The sequence below is a fragment of the Marinobacter sediminicola genome, from assembly GCF_031157525.1.
GTDB lineage: Bacteria > Pseudomonadota > Gammaproteobacteria > Pseudomonadales > Oleiphilaceae > Marinobacter > Marinobacter sediminicola.
Genome location: NZ_JAVIXR010000002.1, coordinates 414,134 through 441,095 on the forward strand (window position 1 = coordinate 414,134; position 26,962 = coordinate 441,095).

Sequence of the window (26,962 nt, forward strand, 5' to 3'; positions counted from 1 at the left end):
GCTATTTTCAAGGATCCGGGTGTTATGTCCAGTAAAGCCAAACAATCCCAGAAGTTGCTGTTATTCAGTCTATCCGGCACGCGGCTATTCGGGATTGGCACATTGAAAATCCGCGAAATACTGCCCTTCAAACCGCTCACCCGAATGCCTCACAGCCACCCTGCTGTTGTTGGGGCCACCAGTTTCCGAGGCGCGACCGTACCGGTAATTGATATGGCGGCGGCAATTGGCTATCCGGCGTTAACTGCAGACGAGCAAAAAACGGCGACCATCATTATCACGGACGTTCAGCGGCAGGAAACAGGCTTTCTGGTGCGTGGTGTGCAGAAAATCATCGAAACGGACTGGAAAAAAGTAAAATCGCCACCGTCCATACTGGGCGACAGGGCATTTATAACCGGACTGCTGGATGTGGAAGGCGATATCATTCAGCTGTTGGATGTCGAGTTGCTGCTGGCGAACGTATACCCGGAATCACTGGAAACCCGCGATGTTGCGCTCACTGACGTACAAAGCGAAGCCCTTAAAGCCCTGAACATTCTATTGGTGGACGACTCCAGGGTTGCTCGCAAGCAGCTGTCTGATGTGCTGGACGCCAAGGGCATCTCCTATCAAGTAACCACCAACGGTGACGATGCGTTGCAAATCCTGCTGAACGACAACGAGCTCGGGCGACCTATCGACATTCTGGTGAGTGACATCGAGATGCCCGGTCTTGACGGCTACGAGCTGACATTTAACGTGCGGGACAGGGCAACTCTGAAACAGCCGTTCATCATTCTGCACACATCGCTGAACAGTGAAATGAGCCTGAGCTACGCCAACCAGGTAGGCGCTAACGAGGCCTTAACCAAGTTTGATGCAGACGAATTGCTACACGCCATGCTCCGGGGTTGCCAGCCTCGGCAATAGCAAAAAGGCCGGTCTATTCCGTTTGAGGTGGTTCAGCCTGAAGATAATTGACCGGCACTCGGCCTTCACCCCAACTGCGATAGACCCGCGCCATCACCCGCTGCAGTTCTTCTTCACCGACATCCGCCGGCTCGCCCCGCTCAAGCGGATCAAAGTGAAAGATGTATAGCCGGGAGGTAAACTGTTCGAAGGGCAGAGAAGCCTCACCAAACCGCTCCCCCATGCCTTCTGTGCTTACGTGTACATCATCCCCCCAGCTCTGGCCACTGTCGTTATTGGGGTTATAAAAATACACCCGCATCTCGCCTTCCGGATCCAGCGCTACCCTCAGAATCGTAATCGCGTGCCAGCCGATGAAACGCGCGGCCCTGTCGGTTACTGCAATTCCTACAGGTTGCGGGTGTATCAGGGGCTGGTTGCCGTTGTAGTAGGGGTGGTAACTGGCATAAAAGTGCCGGATAAACCCCTCAAGATCGTGAAGGTTACCGGTCGCCACATCCACATTGATGGCAAACCCTCGCCCGGCAGACCAGCCATGGAATTCCGGGTTCACCCAGCGGTGCGGGTCGCCTTCGCGCCCTATGCACATGCGGCCCATTTCACCGTATATCCGGTCAAGATGCGGCACCACTACCAATGAGACCGGATCCAGGTCCAGAGTGACTTCCGAAGCGACACCGCCAAGACTCTGTGCTGAAGAAACCGGTTGTCCTTCAAAATGCATGACCACTTCGTTGTCTCTGGCCGCCCAGGCAACCATCTGCAAGAGGTAGTCAGGGTCGTTGTAGGCCCACATGGAGAGAGCCCGGGCAGACTGACAGGTTGGGTTATTCCCCTGCCCTACGCCCAAAGGTTGCCCCAGCATATTAAGCACACCCTGAATCAACCAGGCACCTGTCTGGGGTTGATAGCCGTAGGCAAGCTGCAAGCGTTCACGGGCATGCGGGCAGAGGTTCAATCGGGCCTGACGCCAGAGTGCGGGCGCCACTGGTGGCTGGTAAAGAATGCCCCGTTCCAGCATCAGTGCAAGGCCATACAAGCCCTGCGCTGTCTCGGGGAAAACACCCTCGGTGATAAGGGCGCACACCAGCTCCCGATAGCACATCAGGCAATCGCGGCCGGTACTTGAAAGCCCCAGAGCTTCGCTGAGCAGGTAATCCTGCCCCTCCAGTATGTAGCGCACAAAGCAGGCATGGTAGGGCGATACCAGGCCGGTATCGTGCATAGAGCGGGCAAACCCGGTGGCTTCGTTCTGTAACGTTGGGCCATCCATGGATTCCAGCCGCTGCTGGTACACCACAATACCCGGGTCTTCGCTGCACGCCCGTGTTGGCCCATACAAGCTGGAAATCAACCGGTCCGCACCACGCCCCGCACTGCCAAGATCAACATTCGGCTCAGCCCGGCAAATGGCAATCTGGGTGATCATCTTGCGCACTTCACCCACCTGAATCGGGCGCTGCTGCAGAATGCGCCAAATCTCTTCAATCAGACTGTCTATAACGTGCTCGTAGCCAAGATGCTCGGCTACGTGCTGCACAACGTGCTGACTGATAAGTGCCAGTTTGCCTTGCTCGCGCTCTGCCTCGCCGGCCATACCGAACAGCAGGCCAAGGTTGACTGCCAGAACTTGCGTCAAATAATGGTGTGCCTGCTCAGCAGACACCAAGGGGTGCACATACGCGCCACGAACAACCGCCAGCAAACGAAGCTCACTAAGTGCTTCGATTATCACCGTATCTGCGTTCGGGCTTTGGAGCGAATGGGTGGTTAATGAGGGGAGCAAGGTGGCGGGCTCTGCCCAGTCCGAGCCTGTAAATACACCGGCTTTTTCCAGACGTTCCGCACGCGCTTCAACGAATGCGCAGCCTTCCGGCTGCACGAGTATCTGGCGTACAAGGTCGAATACAAGCGAGAGCTCGCCAAATTTGGCTAAACCCTCGCTTTTGTCCATGGCACGGACAGCGTCATCCAGCTTGTGCGCCAAATCATGCAGATCCATTGCGGGGTCTGCATGGTTCGATGGGTGATCGTTCAAACGATGTTCCTCGAGGCTTGCACCAAACCTCTTAGATATTAGTGCATCGCCCGATTATACATAGATATCCCGATCGTCCGGATGTTTCAGCGATTATCCGTTCAGCTTCAAGGTAGAGAGTGTTCTTTCTCGCACCTTCGCCAGCAACGCCCCATCATTCACCAACGACTGACCGTAGGAAGGCACCATCACCTTCATACGCTCCTGCCATTCAGGCGTCTGAATGCTCTTCGGGAAGCAGCGCTCAATAACGCTGATCATTGCGTTTGCGGCTGTAGACGCACCCGGAGATGCTCCAAGAAGGGCCGCCAGGGTACCGTCTTTCGAGGCCACGATTTCAGTCCCGAACTCCAGTTTTCCGCCGCCGCCTTCCGCCTGCTTGATTATCTGCACGCGCTGTCCAGCATTGCGCAACTCCCAGTTTTCTTCCTCAGCTTCGGGGAAGAAGTTACGGAGCGCTTCTACCCGATCGCTGTGAGACTGAAACACCTCACCAATCAAATAACGGGTCAGATCCATGTTGCTCTTACTCACCGACAACATGGGTTTGAGGTTGCTGGTGCGCACCGAGCCAAACAGATCGAAGATAGAGCCCTGTTTGAGGAAACGGGTAGTAAAGCCGGCAAACGGGCCAAACAGCAGCGCTGGTTCGCCATTGATAATACGAGTATCCAGATGCGGTACCGACATGGGCGGCGCACCAATGGGTGCCTTACCGTACACCTTGGCATGGTGCTGTTTTACAACATCAGGCTTGCGGCATACCAACCACTGGCCACTAACCGGGAAACCACCATAGCCTCGAGCTTCGGCAATTCCGGATTTCTGCAGCAGCGGCAGTGCGCCACCGCCGGCACCCAGGAATACAAACCCGGTTTCCAGTTTGGTCAGCTCACCGGTGTGCTGGTTTTTAACTCGAACTTTCCAACGGCCATTGTCGCGCTGGTCTATGTAATGCACAGGACAACCAAGCATCAGCTCGAAGTTAGGCTGGCTTTGCAGGTACTCAACCATGCTGCGGGTAAGCGAGCCAAAATCCACATCTGAGCCATGACGGATACGCGTTGCGGCAACCCGCTGCATTGGGTCTCTGCCTTCAACAACCAGGGGCATCCAGTTTTCCAGCTCGCGCGGGGACTCTGTGTATTCCATTTCGCGGAACAGGTGGTGACCGCTCAGAAGCTCATAACGGCGCTTAAGGAAAGAGACATCTTTTTCGCCCCAAACGAAACTCTGGTGCGGCGTGCGGTTTATGAACTTTGAGGGCTCGGGCAACAGGCCCTGCTCTACGAGATGCGACCAAAGCTGAAGGGAAACCTCGTATTGCGCGTTGATCTGAAGCGCACGTTCGATCGTTACATCGCCATCTTCGGTCTCGGGCGTGTAGTTCAGCTCGCAGTATCCTGCGTGCCCGGTTCCTGCGTTGTTCCACCCGTCTGTGCTTTCATGGGCAACGTGGTCTAAACGCTCCAGCATGATAATTTTCAGGGACGGATCCAGCTGCCTGAGCATTACGCCGAGAGTGGCGCTCATGACGCCACCCCCGACCAGCACTACGTCTGCCTGTTTAGCGGCCATTGGCTTTTCATCCTAGCTAGTATTGAGCTTTTCACCCCTTCAAGATCAAAGAAGGGATCTAACAGGCGCAGGCAAGTCGCGAGGTATATGGCGCTGCCTTGTGCGTCCGTTTTGAATGAGCGCGTAATTATCCGGGTTTTCGCAAAAATATAAATTGCGATTATTAAGGAACCCGGACCTGTGCGTAAACTGCACGTTAGTTTAACGGTTGTTTGCCCTGCATACGAACGGTGGCTTGCGCTGAATCATAGGTAATAATCCTGATGCAGCTCGCAGCATGCCGCTGTGCACCTGTGATCACGCTATTCCAACAGAAAGGGGCTGACCTCAACTGCCTATATGCGGTATCTTGCACACCGTTCTGGTGCTTGTGTCTCCTGTTCCATGGAGGGCTCAAGTGCCTGCTTTTTTCAGATGCAACATGACTGGGGCTTATCTATGGTTATGGCTATTGGCGCTATTATCGCCGGCCTTGTGTTACTGGTCTGGAGTGCAGACAAGTTTGTTGAAGGGGCTGCAGCAGTTGCTAAGCATCTGGGCATGCCCGCGCTGCTTATTGGTATGGTAATCATAGGGTTTGGCACCTCGGCACCCGAGCTGGCCGTATCCGCCATGGCTGCGGCTGATGGCAACCCAGGACTCGCTCTGGGTAATGGTTATGGCTCCAACATCACCAATATTGCATTGATTGTTGGCCTTACGGCCGTCATCGCACCTATTGCTGTGCACTCCCAGGTTATCCGCAAAGAACTTCCCTTGCTGGTGATTCTCACCCTGATTGCCGGTGCGCAATTACTGGACGGCGAACTCTCGCGGCTTGATGGCTGGGTGCTGTTGGGTGTATTTGCGGTAGTAATGGGCTGGTCGATCTTTCAGGGCTTACGAGGCAAAGGCGACACTCTGGCTGGCGAAACCGACGCTCAACTGACCGATGATCTGATGGCGATGAAATCAGCCATCATCTGGTTAATCGTTGGCCTCATCCTTCTTGTTGTCAGTTCGCGCCTGCTGGTTTGGGGCGCTGTTACTATTGCTCAAAGTCTCGGGGTCAGCGATCTGGTGATCGGCCTGACCATCGTAGCAATTGGCACATCTTTGCCGGAATTGGCCTCGGCCCTGGCCGCCGTGCGAAAGAACGAACACGATCTGATTTTGGGAAACATTCTAGGCTCTGGCATCTTCAATACGCTTGCCGTTGTCGGGTTGGCTGCGGTCATTCAGCCGCTGTCAGTAGCCCCCGAAGTGCTTTATCGGGATTGGACTCTGATGTTGGCCCTAACGGTTGGCTTGCTGCTTATGGGCTTCGGTATGACAGGCTGGCGTAAGCTTATCAGCCGCTTCGATGGTTCCATTCTTCTGCTGGTTTACGTTGCCTATACCGGCTACCTGCTCTCTACAGTGGTTGCTGCCAGTACAAGCTGACTGCAACATTTGCTCATTTATTAGCCATCACCTATAACTTATAGGTGATACCCCCTCACAAGAGCAGTCCCCACCGTCCAACAACAATCCCTAATCGGAGACGGACCATGAAACAGGAAGCAGCTCTACAACCTCCCCTCACCAAATCAGGTCTTGAAAACCCAACCCGCAGAACGCTTCTACTCGGGAGCGCCGGCGCCATGGCCGCCGTAAGCCTGCTTGGTTTCTCCCCCCTCGCCAAGGCAGACGAACCGAAATCACTGCCAGATTACGCAGCCTGGAAAGAGCGCAATGCACTGATAGTACATAGCGCCAACACTATGGAGACCGAGCGTGGTGCTATTGGTAATGGAGTGATTACACCTAGCGACCGCCTGTTTGTTCGCAACAACCTTCCCGCCCCTCCTGCCTCAATCACTGACGACCCGGATGCCTGGGAGGTGCACATAGAGGGTGTCAAAAACCCTCGCACCTTAACGGTGGGTGAGCTGAAAAAAATGGGTGTTACCACTGTCGCGTCAGTGCTTCAATGTTCCGGTAACGGCCGCGCCTTCTTCCCTCACGGTGCCAGCGGCACTCAATGGTCTGTCGGTGCTGCAGGTTGCGTAATGTGGACGGGAGTGCCTCTGAAGGATGTGGTAGAAGCTTTGGGCGGCCCTGCAGATGGCGCAAAATACATCACCAGCAGCGGCGGGGAATCCCTGCCGGACGGCCTGGATCCTAAAACCATCATTGTTGAGCGTTCGGTGCCCACCAAAGCAATGAACAGTGCGCTTTTAGCATGGGAAATGAACGACGAACCGCTGACCCACACCCACGGCGGCCCACTGCGAATGGTGGTACCGGGCTACTACGGTGTGAATAACGTCAAGTATGTGAAAAATGTCGCCCTTAGCGAAAACCAAACCGATGCCAAGATTCAAGCCTCTGGCTACCGCATTCGGGATGTAGGTGTAAAAGGCGCAGCCGATCAGCCTTCCATGTGGGAGATGAACGTCAAATCCTGGGTAACTTCACCTCTGGAAGATGGGCGCAGCGGGCGGACCATGATCTATGGTGTAGCTTTTGGCGGCACCGTGTCATTGAAAAAAGTGGATGTGTCCGTAGATGGTGGCAAAACCTGGAAGCAAGCACGCTTCCTGGGCCCAGATCTTGGCCCCTATGCCTGGCGCCCCTTCGTAATTGCAGCTGATCTGCCAGCCGGCAAACACCGTGTTGTCAGCAAGGCTAGTGATGTAGATGGCAACACACAACCTGAGGGCCGTACCGAAAACGAACGTGGCTATGGCCACAATGGTTGGAGCGACCACGGGGTTACCGTCACTCTCAGTTAGTTCGCAGCTAATTGCATACGGGCTGCCCGGGATAAACGGTAGCCCGGTTTCTACGGGATTCAATATATGAGAGAACCTGCCGTATTATTGGCCCTGGCATTTATGGGCTTTGCATCGTTGGCGTACGCCGACGAGACTAAAAGAGGAAAGGAGATATTTACTCAGGTGGCGCAGCCGTCCTGCACTATTTGCCACACCTTGGCAGACGCGGGTTCAGCAGGTGCTATCGGGCCAGATCTGGACGACCTGAAACCGTCGCGGGAGCAGGTTATCAATGCGGTTACCAGTGGTGTTGGCGTTATGCCAGCCTTCAATGAGTCATTATCGACAGAACAGATAAAAGCGGTGGCACACTATGTATCCACCGTAACAGGCGGGGGAAAATAGAATCCGAGGCAGGGATTACCCCTGCCTCTTAGTACTCAGGCGTTTTCTTGGAACACCATGGCAATGGAGTTCAGGCAATAGCGTTGCCCGGTTGGAGGTGGACCATCCGGGAATACGTGCCCAAGGTGGCTGTCGCAACGGGGGCAGCGCACTTCCGTGCGAGACATTCCCAGACTTGTATCCTCAATGTAGCGGATGTGTTCCTTATCGAATGGCTGAAAAAAGCTGGGCCAGCCGGTTCCGGAATCAAACTTCGCGTTTGAACTGAACAGCGGAAGATCACACAGCCGGCAGTGATAAACCCCCACCAATTTGTTATCCAGCAAGGTGCCACAAAACGGGTGTTCTGTTCCATGATCCAGCAATACTTGACGCTCTTCCGGTGTCAGGCTCGCGGCTTTCTCTTGAATCTGTGCCTCTGTGAGAGGTGTCAGGTCATAACCTGCAGCAGAACTGCTCATTACCTATCTCCTCAAGCCAGGTTGTCGTTGGAATCGGTGTACTCCGGTTTTAGTCGATCACTGAAACCATCAACCAGCTTTTCCAGTTTAGGTGCGGCTACAGCCATGATGTAAGGCTGGTACGGATTCCTCGCCGCAAAATTCTGATGATGTGCCTCAGCCGGATAAAATGCCTCCAGTGGCTCCAGGGTTGTTACAACAGGATCAGGATACACCCCGGCTTCATCAAGCTGGCGAATGTAGGCTTCCACTACTCGCCTTTGCTCCGGTGTTTCATAAAAAACTGCAGAGCGGTATTGCGTACCTCGGTCGTTACCCTGTCGATTCAGCTGGGTTGGATCATGAGCCACCGAGAAAAACACTCTGAGTATCTCTCCGAAGCTGATCCGGCCGGGGTCGTAATGCACGCTCACAACTTCTGCATGCCCAGTGGTGCCAGAGCACACGGCGTCGTAGTTAGCTGTACCTGCCGATCCGCCAGCATAGCCGGACTCAACCCGCGTAACGCCATCCAGTGCCAGAACCACAGCTTCCACACACCAGAAGCAGCCACCGGCAAGAACCACTCGTTGCTCACTGTCTCCAGCTGGCAGATCCTGCTCCGGCTCAGGAAAACGGCTACGGGGTACCGTCAGGCCTGGAATGCTGCAAGATGATGTCATAAGGACCTCTGCTAGGAGTGTACATGTCTTTAGTGTACCGATTGTGGACGCAAATGGATCAGTTTATCAATGATTTTACCATCAATCATCGCCTCCGCCGCGCGTCAGTTTAAGTGGGTCCATAAGCTCTTCCAGGTGCTTTCGATCAAGACCACTTCTCTCCTCGGCTACATCAATAACCGGGCGGCCCGTTTTGTACGCTTCTTTGGCAATCTCCGACGCCAGGCTATAACCAATCTCCGGATTCAGTGCTGTTACCAGCACCGGGTTGCGGCCAACGCTGGCGTCGAGCGTGCCGGCGTTAGCAGTAAAGCCCCGGATGCTTTTGTCCGCCAGCATGTTCATTGCATTTGTGAGCAAGCGGATCATATCCAGCAAGTTGGCTCCCACAAGTGGCAGCATAACGTTGAGCTGAAAGTTGCCAGACTGCCCTGCAATCGCATTGGCGCTGTCGAGCCCGATCACCTGCGCGCCAACCATGGCTACTGATTCGGGCACCACCGGGTTTACCTTGCCTGGCATAATACTGCTACCCGGCTGCAGGGCTGGAAGGCTGATTTCCGCCAACCCATGAATCGGGCCGCTATTCATCCAGCGTAAATCATTGGCAATCTTGGTGAGCACAATGCCCAGCCCGCGCAATTGGGCGGACAGCGCAACCGGACCATCCACTGCGCTTATACCTACAAACTTGTGTTCCATAGAGCGGAACGAGTATCCGGTGTTGGCCTTGAGGAATTTCACAAACTGCCCCGAAAACTCCGACAAGGCATTCACGCCGGTACCTACGGCAGTGCCACCCTGAGGTACCGCAAGCAGTTCATTTGCTGCGCCATCCAGGCGCTTTTCCACCGCCAGTAGCTGCTCGCGCCACGTGCGCAACTCCTGCCCGAGTGTAATCGGCATGGCATCCATAAGGTGGGTACGGCCTGTTTTCACCTGTTCACAGAACTGGGCTTCCCGTTCGTAGATAACGCCGCACATGTGCGTGAGTGCGGGAATGAGCCGCTCACGAATGCCTATCACTGAACTCACGTGAATAGCCGTCGGGATCACATCATTAGAGCTCTGGCTCATGTTCACATGATCGTTAGGGTGCACCTCCACGCCATTTCTGCCGGCGATAGCCGCAATCACCTCATTCACATTCATATTGGTACTGGTACCCGAGCCAGTTTGGTAACGGTCAATCGGGAACTGGTCGGCAAATTCTCCACGAATGAGCGCTTGGCATGCGTCGGTAATCGCATCGCAAGGGCTATTGTCGAGAAGCCCCAGGCTGGCATTGGCTTCTGCGGCGGCCTGTTTAACGCGGGCGACCGCCGCAATAAAAGCCGGTGGCATGGGCTGGCCACTAACCGGGAAGTTATCAACGGCACGCTGAGTCTGGGCGCCCCAAAGAGCGTCAGCCGGCACGTGGACATCGCCCAAGCTGTCGGTTTCTGTTCTGTACTCGCTCATCACTCCCTCCTATCCATCCGTTTACGCATCAGGTTATGCATCTGTATGGCACGACCGGGTCAGTGTATCAACTAAAGCTCGGCATATTTTCTCACGATAAAAACGCCGATGCGGTCACATAACCCCGACGACCAGCGGACTCCCGGCACGTTTGTAGGAATTTCCTACAGCAAAGCCTGCTGAGATTGCTAATCTTCTTGTCAGGTGAGATCTCAGGACAGTACCCACGATGGCCATTACGGAAGAACCACACATTTTCCTTCGTTACGACTGCGAAAATGCGCGCAGAACGTTTGAAGACGAGCTCGGCAACGACCTGCGCATTGATGCATTTCCAACGGATCAAGCCGCTATCTCGGCCCTGGAACACTGCCCAACGCCACCAAACGCATTGTTCGTTTTAGCAAGCCAGTCGCCGATCCAAGCCAGCCCCCCGCTGCTGGTGCATGCGCGAGATACACACCCCGACCTGTTGAAAATCCTGATCAGCGACACTGTTCCGCTGGATATGCTGGTTTCTTTGCTGGAACAGCGGCTGGTAGATCGCTGCTTTGAACAGCCGGTGGACCCGGACCTCATACGTTCCCACGTTCTGACCTCTGCGCTGGCCAGTAAACCCAGTTTGCAGGGCGTGGTTTCAGTGCCTGCTGCTGAAGCACCGATCGTCCTGATCGTGGATGATGAATCGACGGCCACAAAGTACCTTGCCCGCCAGTTGGAGCGCATGCAGAACGATTTTCGCGTGCTGTGCGCCGACAGTGCCGAGCAGGCCCTGGAAACCATCCGCTCACAAAGCGGAACAGTGGCTGTCGTAATGACAGACCAGCGAATGCCGGGCATGCAGGGCAAGGAACTCATTGATGAACTCAAACAATCACACCCGGCAACGATCCGCATCCTCACCTCGGCCTACGGCGAAGTACACGTGGCGCTTGATGCTGTGAACGAGGGGGAGATTTTCCGCTACCAGAAAAAACCCTGGCGCGCGACGGAATTGCTACCCCTTTTTCAAGAGGCCGTATCGCGACACCTGACCTTGGCGTCGGCGAGGGAAAACACGCTCTCTCAACTGGAACGCCAATTTTCGGAGCTACGCAGACAGCGCCGTGCACGGCTTCTGGAAAATCTTTCAGCCCCTGTAAATTCCGCCGCTGGCGCACCGGCCATGTCGCTTTTTTTACAGGCGGTGGATGCCATCCCTTGCCTGGCGGCCAACTCATCACACCTGAGAGCTAGCCTGGAAACCAGCCTTGAGAAGGACCTGGTTCAGCAATTTGGTGAACAGGTACAGCAGCAACTAACACGATTGCAAGTAACAGCCTCTGCCAGCACGAAGCTTGATGAAACGTCTGTTCTCGCGGCACTGCAAAGCGCCGGGCTGGCCAAAGATGAACACCACAACGCAACGTCAACACTGTCGGTGCTCTGCCAGACGCTCACAACGCTTTTAGCTGCTTCCGGGCAGGACTGGCGCACTCTGCAACTGAGCCAGCCCTCGGACAATCAACTGGTACTGGCCAGCACAGCTCCGCTGAAGCTCTATGCACACCTGCTAGCACCACTGACCAGGCTATCCCGACCATTACTGGAGCAACAGGTGGCGCTTCTCCTGCTTTTCGTAACCACGCACCAGCTGGGCGGTGAGCTACAAATCAACGGCGCTGCCCAATCCTACGAGCTTGTGCTTTCCTTGCCGCTGGCTAAAGCAACGGTGGCCTGATGTCGCAGGGTAACCGCAAGCTAAGACTCTACGTAACCATCGGCCAGCGGCTGTTTCGGGACAGCCTGCTATTCCAGCTCCTGTTGCACAACGAAATTGATCTGGTGGGTGAATCCGAAACCGGAATCGACACCTTGAAAAGCCTGGAATCTGCCCGCCCTGGCGTCTTGATTATTGAAGAGAATTTGCCAGACAACGATGGCCTGACCATTGCGGAACATGCACTGAGCGAACACCCCGCCCTTGCGGTGTTGCTGATTTCAGATACCCCGGTCAGCGCCAACCGGCTGGCGATTTATCTCGAAGCTGGCATCAAGGCGGTTGTATCGAAACATCAGCCCATTCAGGATCTGGTTAAAACCCTGTTCTACATCCGCAACGGGCAAGTGTACGTGGGGGCTTGGCAAAAGCCGGACGCGCCATCGCAAGGAATGTTGAATGCCTACAATGCGTTGTCAGGCCGTGAACGAGAGGTCGCCCGGTTGATAGCCAGCCGGATTCCCATCAAGGATATCGCCGAACAGTTAGGGGTGTCCTGCAAGACGGTGCACTCCTACAAGGACAGAATTTTCGTCAAGCTCGGGTTCGAGCGCCTGCCAGAACTGATCCTGTTCATGAAACGCCACCACAATGGAGCCGCGGCATGACACTGCTCTCCGGCATGGATCAGGTTCGACAGTTGCCAGCACACCAACAGCGACGTTACGAGCGCTTCTATCGCAGCCAGTCCAGGTTCCGGGTGCTGCCACTTTTTGCGGATGTGTCTCTGGGCATCACCTTCATCGGGACTCTCATATTCCTGTCTGGGCTTGCCCTATCGCCCACAGCGCCGGGCATTAACGGTACCCACCTGTTTTACACCGCAGTGCTTGCGGGGCTGATAGCCGTCCACCGTTTTACACGGCTAAGGCGAACCTCGCCTCTGATTGTCTATCTGGTGTTTTTCCACATGGCACTATTCAGCTATCTGGGTTACATCGTAACCGGTGCTTCGCTGCCCCCTATCGTAGGCCTGCTTCTCTTCATAAGCTCCGTAGGGATCATCACCCTGTCCATGGTCCATACCATCATCATACTGGCGGCTAACCTGGGCCTGTTGACGGCGGCTACCGCACTGGCTGTGCCGGCCAGTGAGTTTGGCTGCGCGCTAACAGCAATACTCACCAACTGGCTGGTGTTGATGTGCCTACTCATTGCCCCGGTATCGGCTCACTTTTTTCGCATGTTCTTGCGCAATCTTTTAGCCCTGCAATTCCTGCTCAAAGATCGCAACCGCACACTATCTCGGACCTTGCATGCGCTGGAGATAACCGAAGGCAGGCTGGCCCAGGAACAAAAGCATCAGGCCCTGAGCCATATGGCAAAAGGCCTTCTGCATGAAATCATGAACCCGTTGAACTGCGCCAGCCAGGCCGTGGACTACGCCAGTGCCATCAACCGGGACAGCGACTTGTCAGAAGCACTGGACGACGCAGCGCTGCACCAGAAACGCATCGCTGACATAGTGTCTGATTTGATCGATTTCTCGCGGCCTGAGCCGGATCACAGTATAGAGACAGCCGGTTTGGGCGCTCTCTTTGAAACGGCTCTGCGCTTATGCAAACACCAACTCAGGGGCACGGATGTGCGTCTTGGCATTCCGGAAAATATGCCCATAGCCTGTTATCCGTCGGCGCTGACCCAGGTTTTTGTAAACCTGTTGCTGAATTCGGCATCCGCACTGGAAAAGGGGCGGGCGTCGCGGCGCATCGACATAACGGCTACGTCAAAGGGTGAGAACCTGACTATAGGCATACGGGACAATGGCCATGGCATAGCACCCGAAGACATCAAACGGCTGACAGACCCCTTCTACTCCACCAACAGGACACCGGACAATCTTGGCCTCGGGCTAAGTATCTGTCAGACCATCATGCGCCATCATAACGGCCAGATGGAAATTTGCAGCGAGCCGGGTGAGTGGACAGAAGTTATCCTTACTCTGCCTCAGTCACCACACTAATACCGGAAAAGCACTCTCAGCGTGAACGCATTGCCTGTCGGGTCTGGTGCGAGGATAGTGCCCTCCACCTTTGGTACCAGCCAGTTCAGCCGAAGCTGAAACTGGTTACCCAGGTAATAGTTTGCCCCGACCAGCGCAATCGCCGCTCGCGCGCCTAAATCCCGGTCCTGCAAGTCGACCGCACTATAGCGAGCCACCAATTCAACGGCCCCCGCCGGCCCCGGCGAATCGGGGCCCTTGAACTCACCGTATTTGTATCGGCGGTGGTCATTGGTGAGGAAAAAACCTGCTTGCAGGTAAGCACCGCTAAACCGCCAGCGCTCTCCGTTCTCACGTTCAACCTGCTGCGCCATCGCCTCACTCACCACAGTTAACCGCCCTGACGACCAGGCTGCTTCCAGCCCTCCCACGGCAGTGTGCCGGGCATCAAAGCGCGGACTGCGCAGGATATTGTCAGCACTGAACACCTCGCCTCTATCCTTGACCTGAAACCGAGCGCCATTCAAATCGCGCCAGGATGCGGCGATGCCGAAATGCAATGTGCGCCGATTATTCTGAACGGGAGCAACGGTGTAGCGGCCCGTCACTGAATGGGTCTGCTCCCCTTCCGGCTCTTTGGTGAACACGCCGAAGACCCAGGTGTTGGCTTTATTCAATTGCCCAATCGCCAGGCCTTGCGAACGGCCTGGCGCAAAAGCCGATGTCACCATCGAGCGCTCACTGGTGCTGATGTTGGTATAACCAGTAAGACGCTCAAGCCCGAACGGCTCTTTGAAGCGGCCCAGCGTTGCCTCAAACCCATTTGCGCCCTGGTATTGCACATAGGCATCACCCAGCTCGGTTTCCTCGCGATCACCCCGAGCCTTATAGCTTCCGTCTATTTCTGCTGCCCAATTGCTCCCCCACTCCATCTCGAGTTCCAGTTTGGCATTTCGCACGATGCCCCTGGTGGTGTCAGGGTCACCCTCCTCATTATAAAAAGGCCCAAACCGGTCAACTCCGGCGGCGATATACCCACCAAGATCCAGTTCCAGCGGGTCAGCCCTCAACGTTGGTGGCGGAAGCAAAACAACCAACGTCAACCCTGCTATCAGCCAGGTCCGGCGGAGGTCAGCAAGCATTGCGCCCTTCCAGACGAAAATGCATCCGGAGCATAGCGGTATCCCGCAGATAGCTGATGGACACCACATCCACCCGAAACACATCCAGCCCGGTGCGCTCGCGCAAATCTGCAATCAACACTGCCTGCTGTCTGGCGTGCACATTCTCAATTTTTTCGTACTCAACCTCCTTCTCGCCGTGCCTGGGCAGTAACACCCGGGTTTCAAGCAGCCGTGCCAAAAGAATAATCAGCAGGTTCAGCCCCGCCAGTTCGTAGTGCTGCATACTGCCTACGGCTGCCAGCAGCGCCATGGCAATCACCAGAAAGAGATAGGTCATTTCCTTGATGCCCAGCGCTTCCGTTCGATAGCGCAGCATTGAAAACACTGCGAACAGACCGAACGCAAAGCCCATGGTCACCGTAACCGAGTGCAGTAGCGAGGTAACAAGGAAAACACCCACCCCAAACAGAATGAAAGAGGCCGCGTTCTCCCTGTGACGAGAAAAGGCGTAATAGCACCGAATCAGAACAAATACTGAACCCGTGTTGATGATCAGCCGGATCACAAAATGGAGATCAACTGCAGATTCCATAAAGACTCCTTAGCAACGGCTTGAAGCGATTGGTTTTCAATTGAGACCCATAGAGCAGGCTGCTGCCCACGCAGTATTTGCTGAATGCCACCGGGCGGCAGCCCTGCCTGGTCAGGCTTTGCAGCATGGGGGAGCACCCTGAGTGACGATCATGCTTTACTTCCACAATGGCCACGCCAGGCAGGTCAACAGACAGGGTTCGGTCGGGGGAGTGGAAGGCAAGCTGAGTGTCTATCGTGATCCGCTCAGGGTTCTGGGTGCTAATAAGGGTAATGCGCTGATAGGACACAAAAAGAGCCGGCTGCATCCCTGCAACCGGCAGGCCTGATTGCTCTTTCAGAAACCTTGTGGCCGAGCCATCCACGAAGGATTCAAACGTAACCGGCACCCGTGTTTTTACCGTGCGCTGGCGATTGGTTTTCTTTTTCACTTCCAGAAACATGATCTTGCTATGGCGATAGTGCCTTAGCCGAACCTTGAGCCGATTGAGCTTGCCATTATGGTGGTCCAGAAACAGGTGCCGGTCCGGGCTATCAAAATACAGGGTGTCGTAGCCAAAGCGCCGGCATCCATCCATATCCAGGATCGTGTAGGCACCTGGTAGGCCCTGCAGGCACTGCTCCAGAGCCCCAGGCCGCACCACAAACTTGGCATCGACCCGGTCCATCAACGCAACCCGCATCTGGTCGGCCAGGCCGTGGCCACAAAAGCCTGCCAGAGGATTGAGAACAGCCATATTCATTGCACATCAGGCCCATACTCAAGTGTCGCATCCAGCGTCAACTCAACATCGCCTGCGCTGGCACCTGTGCCAACCTTGATGAAAGTGACCTTGCCCTTTGCCCCAAGAGCCAAGGTGCGCACATCGCCAGGCAGACTCTCATCCACTTCGAACAGCAAGGCGTTGGTGGCAAAACCATGAAATTCATGGGTGCCTGGCACATAGTCTGATGCTTCGATAAACAGTTGCAGAACGTAGGGCTTATAGGCGTTGCTTGCATCCACACCAATAAGCAACAAGCTAATAACTTCCGGTGAGGACTCAGTGTCCACGGAGTAAACCAGACTATCCACACCGAAGGACGCAAAGGTCAGGCTGGCCGTTACAGGTTGCCCACTCGGCAGATTGAACTGGAAAGCTCCAGTGTCCGTGCCATTCAACGCAGCCACTCTGCCGGTTAAAGGTGTGGTACCCGGCGCACTGCAATCGGGCCGGGTATCCGCAAGCCGGTATACCGTGCCAGAAGGTGGGTCTTCCGCCAGCGCCTGCTCCAGTGCAACTCTGCGTGGCATGCGATAACTGTCATCGGCAGGCTCGCCCTTGCCCGCTATAAATGCTTTGAGGCTGGCCACACTGGCCTCAGAGGAACCCGTCAGGGCCCGGATCTGCTCCAGATCCTGCAGCAATTGACTCTCGTTCCATTGGCTGGCAAGCAAATCCTCCAATTCAGCTTCGTATTGAGCCCGGTATTGCGGAAGATTAAACAGGCGGTCGGCCAGAGAAAAGTTTCTGTACAGCACCCCGGTGCCCGGTTTCAGCGGGTGCTCTCCACGAAAGGCGGTATCTGCACCCCAGGGAATGAAATGGAAGCGACCGTCAGCCGGGGATCGATAGATATGAAAGTTATTGGCATTGCCTGTAGCAGAGTCCCAGGCGCCGATGAGGGTTTCCACTGCCCAGAAACGGATAAACTCATCCACGTCCACCAGTTGCGGCAGCACATTCATCAGTTGGTCGTCTGGTAGCGCCAGCGCATCGGTAACCGATTGCAAATCACTGCGGTCGTTTTCTGTCTTGTTGGTCTTCTTCTCGAACCTCTGGCTCAGCCAGGTACCAAAATCCGACGTCTGTGCTTCATACTGATTACCTTCATCGTTGCCAAAGGCGCGCGCAAGAAATGGCTTTTTGATGGGCTCTACGTTGGTGAAGATGCCCAGATCCTCGCCATTTACCCGAACCCGGGCGTAATTACACCGAGGGGCAGCAATGCCAGCCTGGTTAAACTGCTCATAAGCCAGGCATTGCCGGGCATTGGATGGATCCTGGCGATTGTTGTTAAGGGTCATCCGGGAGCTGTTCTGATACGTCCTGCCATCCCAAAGATCATTGAAATCCAGCTTGAGGGAGGGAATGCTTGGGCTCAGCGAGCCTATATAGCCTTTCTTGCGAACCACCACATCCTTCATAGCAACACCATCGATGGTGACGCTGGCTGAAAACTCGGTGTATTCGTAATCGCTCAGGCATTCCCGTGCTGTACTGGCCAGTGTGCGGCCTTCCGCACGGAGCTGTTCAAACTCGCTGGTGGCCATGGATATATTCACTTCCAGCAACCGGTTCGGCGCGTAAAGATCCCCATCGCCGCCCAGGTTTACTGGCTCTCTCGGTGCCTCGAAACCGGATGGGCTGGACACCTCTGTGTCACCCCCGCATCCGGCAAAAAACAACGCGAACATGGCCACCACCAGGTGCCGGGTCGGTTTACAGCCATTGCCGCGCATACTCGTTCTTGTTTTCATCTGCTTCTCCCTCAGATGTTTGTAATCAATCCGGTATCAGGGCCGGTTAGGAGAAGTATTCCCCGGCGGGAGTGCAGGTGTCTGTAAGAATGTCTTACGTGGGGCGTTTCAGGGCAGGATGGTCAGCGCAACCGAGGCCCACACCTGTGTATGGGCCTGTTTGCTATTGCTGGCTCAGAAAAAGCCAAGCGGATTGATGTCGTAACTGGTCAGCATACACTTGGTCTGCTGATAGTGCTCCAGCGCCATTTTGTGGGTTTCACGGCCAACCCCGGATTTCTTGTAACCGCCAAAGGCAGCGTGTGCCGGGTAGGCGTGGTAGCAGTTCATCCAGACCCGACCAGCCTGAATGTTACGCCCCACACGGAAGGCGCGATTGGTGTCGCGGGTCCACACACCAGCCCCCAGCCCGAATTCGGTATCATTGGCTATCGCCACGGCTTCTTCTTCGGTTTTAAATGTGGTTACACCCACAACCGGGCCGAAGATTTCTTCCTGGAATACCCGCATGTCGTTGTCACCCTTGAACAGGGTGGGCTGAATGTAGAAGCCGTCTTTGAATTCGCCTTCCATTTCTTCCTTGAAGCCCCCGGTGAGCACCGTCGCGCCCTCCTGCTTACCTATATCCAGGTAGGACATGATCTTGTCGTACTGCTCCTTGCTGGCTTGTGCACCTACCTGCACATCGGTATCCAGCGGGTTGCCCCGTTTGATGGCCTTGGTGCGCTCAACCACCTTCTGCATAAATTCGTCGAACATATCCTCCTGCACCAAGGCCCGGGATGGGCAGGTGCATACTTCGCCCTGGTTGAAGAAGCCCAGCACCAGGCCTTCCACGCATTTATCGATGAACTCGGGCTCGGCTTGCATAACATCCGAGAAATAGAGGTTGGGGGACTTGCCACCCAGCTCCACCGTTGACGGAATGATATTCTCAGCTGCGCACTTGAGAATGTGCGAGCCCACCGGTGTAGAGCCTGTGAACGCGATTTTGGCGATGCGCTTGCTGGTGGCCAACGCCTCACCTGCTTCAATGCCGTAACCATTCACAATATTGATCACACCAGGCGGTAGCAGGTCCCCAATGATTTCCATCAGTACCAAAATACTGGCCGGTGTCTGTTCTGCCGGTTTAAGTACGGTGCAGTTGCCGGCAGCAAGGCAAGGCCCAAGCTTCCAGGCGGCCATCAGTATCGGGAAGTTCCAGGGAATGATCTGACCAACCACCCCGAGGGGCTCGTTAAAATGATAGGCCACTGTATGTTGGTCAATCTGGCTCATTTGCCCTTCCTGGGCACGGATGCAGCCAGCAAAATAGCGGAAGTGATCTGCGGCCAGAGGGATATCAGCATTCAGGGTTTCGCGAATGGCCTTGCCGTTATCCCAGGTTTCTGCAACCGCCAAGGTCTCCAGGTTGGCTTCAATGCGATCGGCTATCTTGAGCATGATATTGGAGCGCTCAGCCGGAGACGTTTTGCCCCAGGCCGGTGCAGCCTTGTGCGCCGCATCGAGAGCCAGATCAATATCTTCAGCGGTAGAGCGGGGAATTTCGCAGATAGTCGCGCCAGTCACGGGGGTTATGTTTTCAAAATACTCCCCTTTAACCGGAGCAACCCACTCACCACCAATGTAGTTTCCGTAACGGGATTTGAATGAAACGACGGAACCGTCTTTTCCTGGTTGTGCATAAATCATGGTCGTCACCTTTTGTTGTGGTTGTGAATGACAACGCGGTCATGCGCGTTTACTCATTCACTGTAGACCTCAAACAACAATAGGTGAACCTCCGGGGAATTCCGACAGCTCCTGCACACAGTCGTCAAGAAACCCCTGGGGGTCTGACAACACCGCTTCATCTGCAACTACCCCGAACTGAACCTGCCCGGCATAGCTGACAATGCTGACTCCCAGCCCGATATCCCCGGCCTGGGGCACCCAGAACATCTGTTCTTTAATGCGGCAACCGGCAATGTAGCGCGCCTCGGGGGTGCCGGGAACATTGGATACCACAGCGCTGGCCTTGCGATAGAACATATCTGACAGTGGCTGTCGCAATACGTCTGGTATAAGAGGGGCGCAGGAAGACAATCCCCAGGCTATGCCGGGCTGCCAACTCTTTTTAAGGCGGCGGGTTTCCTGTTTGATGCGATAAAGCCGCTCCAGTGCACTCTCGCCATCAATGGGCAGAGGCACAAACACCGTGCCGAAATAATTGCCAAGGGCACCCTGCTCTGGCTGTAAATCGTCCGGCAGGCGATTACGAATATCCACGGGAACAGCTACGTGCAATATGGCGTCTTCCAGCGCCGGCCCCAAAAGCCCAAGACGGGGGCGAACCGCAGCTGCTACGCAACTAAGCAGAACATCGTTAATGGTGACGTTCGTCGCCTTGGCGATTGACCGGAACTGGTCGAAGGGTACCGGCTCGGACCACCGGCAATGGCGCTGACCCAGCAGCGGGCGTTTCAGATCCGATGGTGTATCCTCCGGCTCCGCCAGAAAATCACTCAGTTCGTTAATCAGTTTCAGCCCGTTGTGCGCCAGTTTCTCCAATAAGTCCCCGTAGCCGGCCTCATTGCTGCCAAGCTCAGGGCTCTGGTTTTCCATGTCCGCCTCGGGCGCCCTGCCCCCGCCAACTAACTGTTCAAGCCGGCTTTTGGCGGCCGATACCCAGGGGGAAAAACCTTCCGTGTGCCGGGCTCCGTATATTGCAGGGTATTGCTGTGGCGAGGCCGAACACAGGTGGTCGAAAATGCCCGTGAGCGAAACCCCATCGGCGTAGCAGTGGTGTATTCGAAGAAGTAATGCAGCGCCACCTTCGGCATTCGGTACCAACCAGAATTTCCAGATGGGGCGATAGGCAGGAAGAGGCTGATTAAGACGCTCGGAAACCCACTCCTGAAGATCCGATTCCGTGAAGCGATCAAGTACCACATCCAGATGGTGTTGAAGGTCAAACACCGGGTCGGGCACCCAGTACCAGGCTGGTGTACGCTTGACCGGCATGTACCTGAAACGCTCCCACGCCATCCAGTAAACCTGCAAAAACTCCCGGAGCCTGGGCGCAGTCAGGCCTTCGACCCGAAACATGACGGTGATGGTCATGGGGTTTTTGGGGGACTCCAAGGCCAGCCAGGCGGAATCCGCAGGCAGCATGAGATGCGTTTGCTCGTGACTCAAACCCGAACATCCCCGGAAGTGGTGAAGTGAAAAACACAGAGTCAGGCATTGTGCCAGACATGCACTACTGGCTCCACAAAGCTGCACGCCGCTCAAGATTACAAAATATTACACAGATACATACCTTCACCCTATACTGGTTATAAGGCTTGATGTAATAGTTATTAATATTAGGTTTCAACTGTCTATTGGCCGAAAGCATGCAAAAACTGCGGTAACAGTGCCAATAAAGATCAAAGCAAACCCATGTACAACAAGGTTACCAGCGCAACCTAGGTCCAATGACCAAGCTCTAAAAACAGGCAACCGCCGTGCTGGGAGGAGATGCAGTATGAAAGCAAGCCACATTCGCAAGCTCATAAGGCCAATCGACAGCGCCTATTCAGAGATGTTCTCAGGGCGCGTATACCGCGTTGGCGAAGGGGCGGTTTCTGTTCGCAATCACAGTGGCGAAGCAGAGCACACCGTTATCGGCGTGCATGGCTTTCTGGAAAATCATTGCTATTTCACCCAGACCTACGACGCACCAACTACAGAATTGATTCTGCTTACCTGCAGTAACTACCACATTCCGGTAAACGGCGTAACACCGGAAACCCCGGAATGGGAAGTGCCGATCAAGCACCTGGAAGGCACCATTGAATATGATGCCTGCATCTTGAACCAGGCACTTTCGAACCTGCCCAGCACCCGAAATGTACGTATTCACGGCCATTCCCGGGGAGGAGCAGTCACGCTTGAGGCAATAAAACAACGCCCCGAGCTATACGAAGACGTTGAAGTCGTTCTTGAAGCTCCAGCGCTGCCGCAGGGCAAAATTCACCCTCTGGTAACCACCCTGCTCGAGCCCGTCAGCCACGGCATGTGGCCTTGGCTGATCCGCCTGATTAACAGTGCGCCTTCATCTGCTTACGGCCAAACCTTCTTCGGAAAAATGAATCCGCGCAAAAAGCAGCTGCTAAGCAAGCTGTTTTACTCAACCCGCGACCACCTGACCATTGTGCGCAACATAGAGAACATATTTGACTGGATGCAGCGCACCGACACCGATGTGTACAAGCATGTACGCCACGGAACCTTCCTGATACCAGGAGTGGATCGCATTCTGGATCGGCAGGCCATGCTTGCCAGCGCGCGGAGTAGCCCAACCACCATGCGCATCATTGAAACCGAGGCACCCAGCCACTTCGTCACTCTCGACAGCAAGGAATGGCTACCGGGCTTTGAGTCTCTGCCTTCAGCCGCCCAAGGCTAACACCAGACAACCCCATGAACTGGCGCCCGGCAACCGGTCGGGCTTGCTGCACTTGGGCATCCCCTCCGGTAAACTAATCGTCTTTACGCAGATCCACCGGAGTTGGCACCATGTATCGTGAGCGCCTTGTTGGCACAGACGCGCGCTCAGAAAGCGCCCGCCGCCTGCAACAGCTTTTGCTGGAATATCACGACTTTCGCCACCATAAGGCAGGCCATCGGCTGTTCGATAACACCTTCGTTGTCGCCGACTGGCAGGCAGAGCGCCTGAAGGCAACTCATCAGGACTTGTACCAGCACCCTGGCTATCACGACGGCCTGGAATTTCTGCTCACCGACCTTTACGCACCCACCGGCATGACCCGCCGGGACGACAACATTGATCGGGTATTCCCGAAGATGGTTAAGTGGCTGCCAGACCAGCAACTTGAAGTACTTGCCGGGCTGGTCGAACTGAATCTGATTACCCAGCAGCTGGATCTTGAGCTGGCTGAGCTGCTTGATGAACGCCAGATACCTGCACACACGATCACCGCTGAGCAATACTGCGACGTTTACCGCGCCAGCCAAAAGCTGGAGCAGCGCAGAAGACAGGTTATGTTAGTCGCCGACGTCGGGCAGCAGCTGGATCGTTATGTGCGCAACCGAACCTTAGGCTGGTTACTTTCAATGAGCCGGGCGCCCGCGGAGATGGCCGATCTGAGTGATCTGCACAATTTCCTGCATCGGGGTTACTCTGCATTTCGCAAAATGGACAAGGTGGACTTGCTGATTGAGCGGCTGGTAACCCGTGAGCAGCGGGTGATGGACAACATTCTCAACGGCCACCCCGAACCCTTTACACTCCCGGGTGACCTTTGAAGCATCAGGCCTTCAGAATTTGATCCAGCTGGCTGTGAATCTCCTGCTCAATCCTTGATTTGAATGGTCGCAGCAACATGCCCAGCTCCAAACGCACGTTGAGGTCGTCATTGGTAATGTTCAGATGCCCTTTAACGCCCGAACGCTTGAACTTGAGCTGATCACCTTCCCACTGGTAATCAAGTTCGAACTTGCTGGATAGATCCTTGGCAAGCGCTTCTGCAGCTTCACGAGCATGTTCTTTATCAAGAGTGTGAGCGCGATGTACATCAATTACAGACATGAATCAGTTTTCTCTTCAAAATTGAACGGTTTTACAGTGTAAGGCGGTATTAAACGTGTAGCTACCCTTGTAGCAACTCCGTCAAGCGTTAGAATACGGAGTTCAGATTCTGACAGGACATGCCCCATGAGTGAGCAACAAACGCCAGCCACCGCCGGCAACGGCCAGGACGAGGTTACCCATTTTGGCTTCAGCAATGTGGCCAAGAGCCAGAAAGCCAGCCAGGTAGCTGAAGTGTTTCACAGCGTGGCGGGAAAATACGACCTTATGAACGACCTAATGTCCATGGGCGTTCATCGGTTGTGGAAGCGCTTTACCATTGAGCTTTCCGGTGTTCGCCCGGGGCATCAGGTTCTGGACATTGCCGGTGGCACCGGTGATCTCACCATGAAGTTTTCTGACCTGGTTGGGCGCGACGGCAAGGTGGTTCTAGCCGACATCAACGCCTCCATGCTGCAGGTTGGGCGCAGCCGCCTGACCGACCGTGGTTACGCCGGAAACATTGAGTACGTGCAAGCCGATGCGGAACACTTGCCCTTCCCGGATAACAGTTTCAACGCCGTATCCATCGCCTTTGGTCTGCGCAACGTAACCGACAAGGATCAGGCTCTGCGGGACATGATGCGAGTCCTCAAACCCGGCGGCAAGCTGATGGTGCTGGAGTTCTCCAAGCCCACCAACCCGCTGCTCAGTAAAGCCTACGACACCTACTCGTTTACAGCTCTGCCCCTGATGGGCCAGCTCATTGCCGGCGACAGCGAGAGCTACAAGTATCTGGCTGAATCCATCCGTATGCATCCGGACCAGGACACGCTCAAAGGCATGATGGAAAGCGCAGGCATGGTGAACTGCAAGTACTACAACATGACTGGCGGTATTGTTGCCCTGCACGTGGGAACCAAACCCTGATGTTTCCCGGCCCGACCCTGCTTACGGCGCTCACCGCCATAATCGAGCGGGCACTGAACCAGGCGCTTGAACTGGATCCTGCTGGTCAGCAGGCGCTGCTGGGCGCTCTTGAAGGGCCGGTACAGTTCCGCATCACCCACCCGATTTCCCTTACCTGCTCACTGCACAGAATGGGCAATCAAGTGCAGGTACGCAGCCAGCCAGTCGAAGACCCCGCACTGGAAATCAGCGGCAAGCCCCTGGCGTTTGCTGCACTGGCCACAGGCGATGACCGTGTATTCACCGACAACCGGTTGAGCGTTAACGGTGACACTGCTTTGGCACACCAATTCCAACGAGCATTGGATAAGCTAAACCCGGACTGGGAAGCTGCCATGGCAAGGCACATAGGCGATGTGCCAGCCCACTTCATCGGCAAGCGTATTCGCAGCTCAGTGAGCTGGAGCCGCCAGGCCTTCACCTCCCTGAACGCCAACATTGAAGAGTATGTGCACGAGGAAAGCCGCGCCCTGCCCGGCCGCCGCGAACTGGAAGCCACGTTCGAGGACATAGATGCCTTGAACCTTCGCACTGAACGCCTGGCAGCACGCATAAGCCAGATCGAAAGCCGCGGCACTACTGACAAACCGGAGACTCCGTGACCCGCCTGCAACGCCTGATTCGCATTTCCTGGGTATTCTGCCGCTACCGGCTGGACACATTTTTGCCAATCGCGGAGCTTCCCGCACCTTTAAAGGTGTTTTTTCTGCTGGCGCCCTGGCATCTTTTTCCGCAACCAAAGCTCAGCCGCGGTGATCGCCTGCGCTTGGCTCTGGAAGAACTTGGCCCGGTTTTCGTCAAGTTCGGCCAGATACTCTCTACCCGCCGCGACCTACTGCCAGACGACATGGCGGAATCCCTCAAACATCTCCAGGATCGCGTTCCGCCCTTCTCCAGCGACGTGGCCCGCAACATTATTGAGTCCTCCCTTGGAGCACCAGTAGCGGAGCTATTCAAGGAATTCAGTGCAGAGCCTCTAGCCTCGGCCTCCGTCGCACAAGTTCATGCCGCGACACTGTTGAACGGCCAAGATGTGGTGGTCAAAGTACTGCGCCCAGGCATCAACAAAGTAATCCGGCAAGACCTTGCCCTGATGTACTTTATGGCCAACCTCCTTGAGAAATACTGGACCGAAGGCAAGCGACTGCACCCGGTAGAAGTCGTTGCAGATTACGACTCAACCATCCACGACGAGCTGGATTTGCAGCGGGAAGCCGCCAACGCGAGCCAGCTACGCCGTAATTTTGAAGGCTCCTCGCTGATCTACATTCCCTTTATCGACTGGGACTACACCCGCAAGAACGTCATGGTAATGGAACGCATCTACGGCATCCCCATTGCAGACGTTCCTGCACTGGAAGCGGCGGGCGTAAACCTGAAAGTGCTGGCTGAAAAAGGTGTCGAGATCTTCTTTACCCAGGTATTCCGGGACAGCTTCTTCCACGCCGATATGCACCCGGGAAACATTTTTGTAGACGTTTCCAACCCCGCAGACCCGAAATACATCGCCATCGACTTTGGCATTGTGGGCACCCTCGCGCCAGACGATCAAAGCTATCTCGCGCGCAACCTGTTGGCCTTCTTCCGCCGGGATTACAGGCAAGTGGCGCAGCTTCACATCCAATCTGGCTGGGTACCACCCGATACACGGGTAAATGAATTCGAGGCGGCTATCCGCACCGTATGCGAACCGATTTTTGAGAAGCCCCTGAAAGACATTTCCTTCGGTCACTTCCTGCTACGCCTGTTCCAGACTGCGCGCCGGTTCAACATGGAAGTACAGCCGCAGCTGGTTCTATTACAAAAAACCCTGCTGAACGTAGAGGGCCTTGGCCGCCAGTTGTACCCGGAACTGGATCTTTGGAGCACGGCCCAACCTTATCTGGAAGGCTGGATGCGCAAGCGGATAGGGCCAAGCGGCCTGATAAAATCCCTGCAAACCCACCTGCCCTCGTGGCTGGAACAGTCCCCTGAAATGCCCCAACTGGTTCACGACGCATTACTACAACTCCGCAGCGCCGGCCCCACCGAGAAACAGAACCAGGACACCCTGGCACTGCTCCGCGAACAACAGCTCAGAAGCGACCGCCGCTGGCGCCGCGGGATTGCAGCGATAGCACTGGTTGCCGCAGCTGTTATCGGAACCCAGCCAGAAGCCCGTGAGTGGGCAGAACACGCGCCAGTGTGGTCTTGGGTGTTGCTTGCAGCAGCCGGGGCGTTGGTTTGGCGTGGTAGCCGCTGAGA

The 26,962-nt window shown here is 55.3% G+C and carries 24 protein-coding genes; 12 read left to right on the forward strand and 12 right to left on the reverse strand.

Annotation, left to right across the window (positions count from 1 at the left end; all coding sequences use genetic code 11):
- Positions 1-24 precede the first annotated feature (24 nt).
- A complete protein-coding gene (locus RG807_RS04620) occupies positions 25-912 on the forward strand; it encodes a chemotaxis protein (protein WP_309043824.1) in 888 nt (295 codons plus the stop codon).
- A 13-nt stretch (positions 913-925) separates the two neighbouring features.
- On the opposite strand, the gene RG807_RS04625 is transcribed toward RG807_RS04620, so the two are convergent.
- Together RG807_RS04625 and mqo are read right to left on the reverse strand one after the other, a co-directional pair.
- The gene (locus RG807_RS04625) at positions 926-2,914 is read right to left on the reverse strand and encodes a hypothetical protein (RefSeq protein ID WP_309043909.1); all 1,989 of its coding nucleotides are present in this window, start codon (positions 2,912-2,914) and stop codon (positions 926-928) included.
- Between the two features lie 129 nt (positions 2,915-3,043).
- Positions 3,044-4,528 (reverse strand): malate dehydrogenase (quinone), encoded by a 1,485-nt coding sequence (mqo, locus tag RG807_RS04630; RefSeq protein ID WP_309043825.1) that lies wholly within the window; start codon positions 4,526-4,528, stop codon positions 3,044-3,046.
- A gap of 438 nt (positions 4,529-4,966) precedes the next feature.
- Between mqo and RG807_RS04635 the strand changes: the two genes are divergently transcribed.
- From RG807_RS04635 to sorU, 3 genes are all read left to right on the forward strand, one after another.
- Entirely contained in the window at positions 4,967-5,950 is a 984-nt protein-coding gene (locus tag RG807_RS04635; RefSeq protein ID WP_309043826.1) for a calcium/sodium antiporter, read from the forward strand.
- 107 nt (positions 5,951-6,057) lie between these two features.
- Positions 6,058-7,284, forward strand: a complete 1,227-nt coding sequence (gene sorT / locus RG807_RS04640; RefSeq protein WP_309043827.1) for a SorT family sulfite dehydrogenase catalytic subunit — start codon at positions 6,058-6,060, stop codon at positions 7,282-7,284.
- Between the two features lie 66 nt (positions 7,285-7,350).
- Complete coding sequence (gene sorU, locus RG807_RS04645) at positions 7,351-7,671, forward strand: SorU family sulfite dehydrogenase c-type cytochrome subunit (RefSeq protein WP_309043828.1); 321 nt, start codon at positions 7,351-7,353, stop codon at positions 7,669-7,671.
- A gap of 35 nt (positions 7,672-7,706) precedes the next feature.
- Here sorU and msrB read toward each other — a convergent pair whose 3' ends face one another.
- The 3 genes from msrB to RG807_RS04660 all read right to left on the reverse strand — a co-directional run bounded on the left by msrB (position 7,707) and on the right by RG807_RS04660 (position 10,255).
- The gene (msrB, locus tag RG807_RS04650) at positions 7,707-8,132 is read right to left on the reverse strand and encodes a peptide-methionine (R)-S-oxide reductase MsrB (protein ID WP_309043829.1); all 426 of its coding nucleotides are present in this window, start codon (positions 8,130-8,132) and stop codon (positions 7,707-7,709) included.
- Positions 8,133-8,143: 11 nt separating this feature from the next.
- A complete protein-coding gene (gene msrA / locus RG807_RS04655; protein WP_309043830.1) occupies positions 8,144-8,794 on the reverse strand; it encodes a peptide-methionine (S)-S-oxide reductase MsrA in 651 nt (216 codons plus the stop codon).
- 81 nt (positions 8,795-8,875) lie between these two features.
- Entirely contained in the window at positions 8,876-10,255 is a 1,380-nt protein-coding gene (locus RG807_RS04660; RefSeq protein WP_309043831.1) for a class II fumarate hydratase, read from the reverse strand.
- A gap of 229 nt (positions 10,256-10,484) precedes the next feature.
- Here RG807_RS04660 and RG807_RS04665 point away from each other — a divergent pair, with 229 nt between their 5' ends.
- From RG807_RS04665 to RG807_RS04675, 3 genes are read left to right on the forward strand one after another with little or no spacing between them, the layout of a single operon-like run.
- Positions 10,485-11,975, forward strand: a complete 1,491-nt coding sequence (locus RG807_RS04665; protein ID WP_309043832.1) for a response regulator — start codon at positions 10,485-10,487, stop codon at positions 11,973-11,975.
- Positions 11,975-12,622: a LuxR C-terminal-related transcriptional regulator gene (locus RG807_RS04670; RefSeq protein ID WP_309043833.1), complete on the forward strand. Its 648-nt coding sequence runs from the start codon at positions 11,975-11,977 to the stop codon at positions 12,620-12,622. Before RG807_RS04665 ends, RG807_RS04670 begins: the two co-directional genes overlap by 1 nt.
- Positions 12,619-13,977, forward strand: coding sequence for a sensor histidine kinase (locus tag RG807_RS04675; RefSeq protein WP_309043834.1), 1,359 nt, complete (start codon positions 12,619-12,621; stop codon positions 13,975-13,977). Before RG807_RS04670 ends, RG807_RS04675 begins: the two co-directional genes overlap by 4 nt.
- Here the strand turns inward: RG807_RS04675 and RG807_RS04680 are convergent.
- The 6 genes from RG807_RS04680 to RG807_RS04705 form a co-directional block, all read right to left on the reverse strand.
- Positions 13,974-15,098: an OprO/OprP family phosphate-selective porin gene (locus RG807_RS04680; protein ID WP_309043835.1), complete on the reverse strand. Its 1,125-nt coding sequence runs from the start codon at positions 15,096-15,098 to the stop codon at positions 13,974-13,976. The genes RG807_RS04675 and RG807_RS04680 overlap by 4 nt on opposite strands.
- Entirely contained in the window at positions 15,088-15,672 is a 585-nt protein-coding gene (locus RG807_RS04685; protein WP_309043836.1) for a DUF4956 domain-containing protein, read from the reverse strand. The genes RG807_RS04680 and RG807_RS04685 overlap by 11 nt, the downstream gene beginning before the upstream one ends.
- The gene (locus RG807_RS04690; protein WP_309043837.1) at positions 15,656-16,414 is read right to left on the reverse strand and encodes a polyphosphate polymerase domain-containing protein; all 759 of its coding nucleotides are present in this window, start codon (positions 16,412-16,414) and stop codon (positions 15,656-15,658) included. Before RG807_RS04690 ends, RG807_RS04685 begins: the two co-directional genes overlap by 17 nt.
- A complete protein-coding gene (locus RG807_RS04695) occupies positions 16,411-18,192 on the reverse strand; it encodes a CotH kinase family protein (protein WP_309043838.1) in 1,782 nt (593 codons plus the stop codon). Before RG807_RS04695 ends, RG807_RS04690 begins: the two co-directional genes overlap by 4 nt.
- A 174-nt stretch (positions 18,193-18,366) precedes the next feature.
- Positions 18,367-19,887 (reverse strand): acetaldehyde dehydrogenase ExaC, encoded by a 1,521-nt coding sequence (exaC, locus tag RG807_RS04700; protein ID WP_309043839.1) that lies wholly within the window; start codon positions 19,885-19,887, stop codon positions 18,367-18,369.
- A 69-nt stretch (positions 19,888-19,956) separates the two neighbouring features.
- Positions 19,957-21,372 carry a WS/DGAT domain-containing protein gene (locus tag RG807_RS04705; RefSeq protein ID WP_309043840.1) on the reverse strand — a complete coding sequence of 472 codons (1,416 nt, stop codon included), beginning with the start codon at positions 21,370-21,372 and terminating at the stop codon, positions 19,957-19,959.
- Positions 21,373-21,703: 331 nt separating this feature from the next.
- Between RG807_RS04705 and RG807_RS04710 the strand changes: the two genes are divergently transcribed.
- Both RG807_RS04710 and RG807_RS04715 read left to right on the forward strand, forming a co-directional pair.
- Positions 21,704-22,627: an alpha/beta hydrolase gene (locus RG807_RS04710; protein WP_309043841.1), complete on the forward strand. Its 924-nt coding sequence runs from the start codon at positions 21,704-21,706 to the stop codon at positions 22,625-22,627.
- Between the two features lie 110 nt (positions 22,628-22,737).
- Positions 22,738-23,487 (forward strand): DUF8198 family protein, encoded by a 750-nt coding sequence (locus RG807_RS04715; RefSeq protein WP_309043842.1) that lies wholly within the window; start codon positions 22,738-22,740, stop codon positions 23,485-23,487.
- A gap of 4 nt (positions 23,488-23,491) precedes the next feature.
- Here RG807_RS04715 and RG807_RS04720 read toward each other — a convergent pair whose 3' ends face one another.
- The gene (locus RG807_RS04720) at positions 23,492-23,770 is read right to left on the reverse strand and encodes a polyhydroxyalkanoic acid system family protein (protein WP_298449351.1); all 279 of its coding nucleotides are present in this window, start codon (positions 23,768-23,770) and stop codon (positions 23,492-23,494) included.
- 126 nt (positions 23,771-23,896) lie between these two features.
- On the opposite strand from RG807_RS04720, the gene ubiE reads away from it, so the two are divergent.
- Genes ubiE through ubiB form a run of 3 tightly spaced genes read left to right on the forward strand, consistent with a single transcriptional unit; the run spans position 23,897 to position 26,960 of the window.
- Positions 23,897-24,679: a bifunctional demethylmenaquinone methyltransferase/2-methoxy-6-polyprenyl-1,4-benzoquinol methylase UbiE gene (gene ubiE, locus RG807_RS04725; protein ID WP_309043843.1), complete on the forward strand. Its 783-nt coding sequence runs from the start codon at positions 23,897-23,899 to the stop codon at positions 24,677-24,679.
- A complete protein-coding gene (locus RG807_RS04730) occupies positions 24,679-25,320 on the forward strand; it encodes a ubiquinone biosynthesis accessory factor UbiJ (RefSeq protein WP_309043844.1) in 642 nt (213 codons plus the stop codon). Before ubiE ends, RG807_RS04730 begins: the two co-directional genes overlap by 1 nt.
- Entirely contained in the window at positions 25,317-26,960 is a 1,644-nt protein-coding gene (gene ubiB, locus RG807_RS04735; RefSeq protein WP_309043845.1) for a ubiquinone biosynthesis regulatory protein kinase UbiB, read from the forward strand. The genes RG807_RS04730 and ubiB overlap by 4 nt, the downstream gene beginning before the upstream one ends.
- The last annotated feature ends 2 nt before the right edge of the window (positions 26,961-26,962 follow it).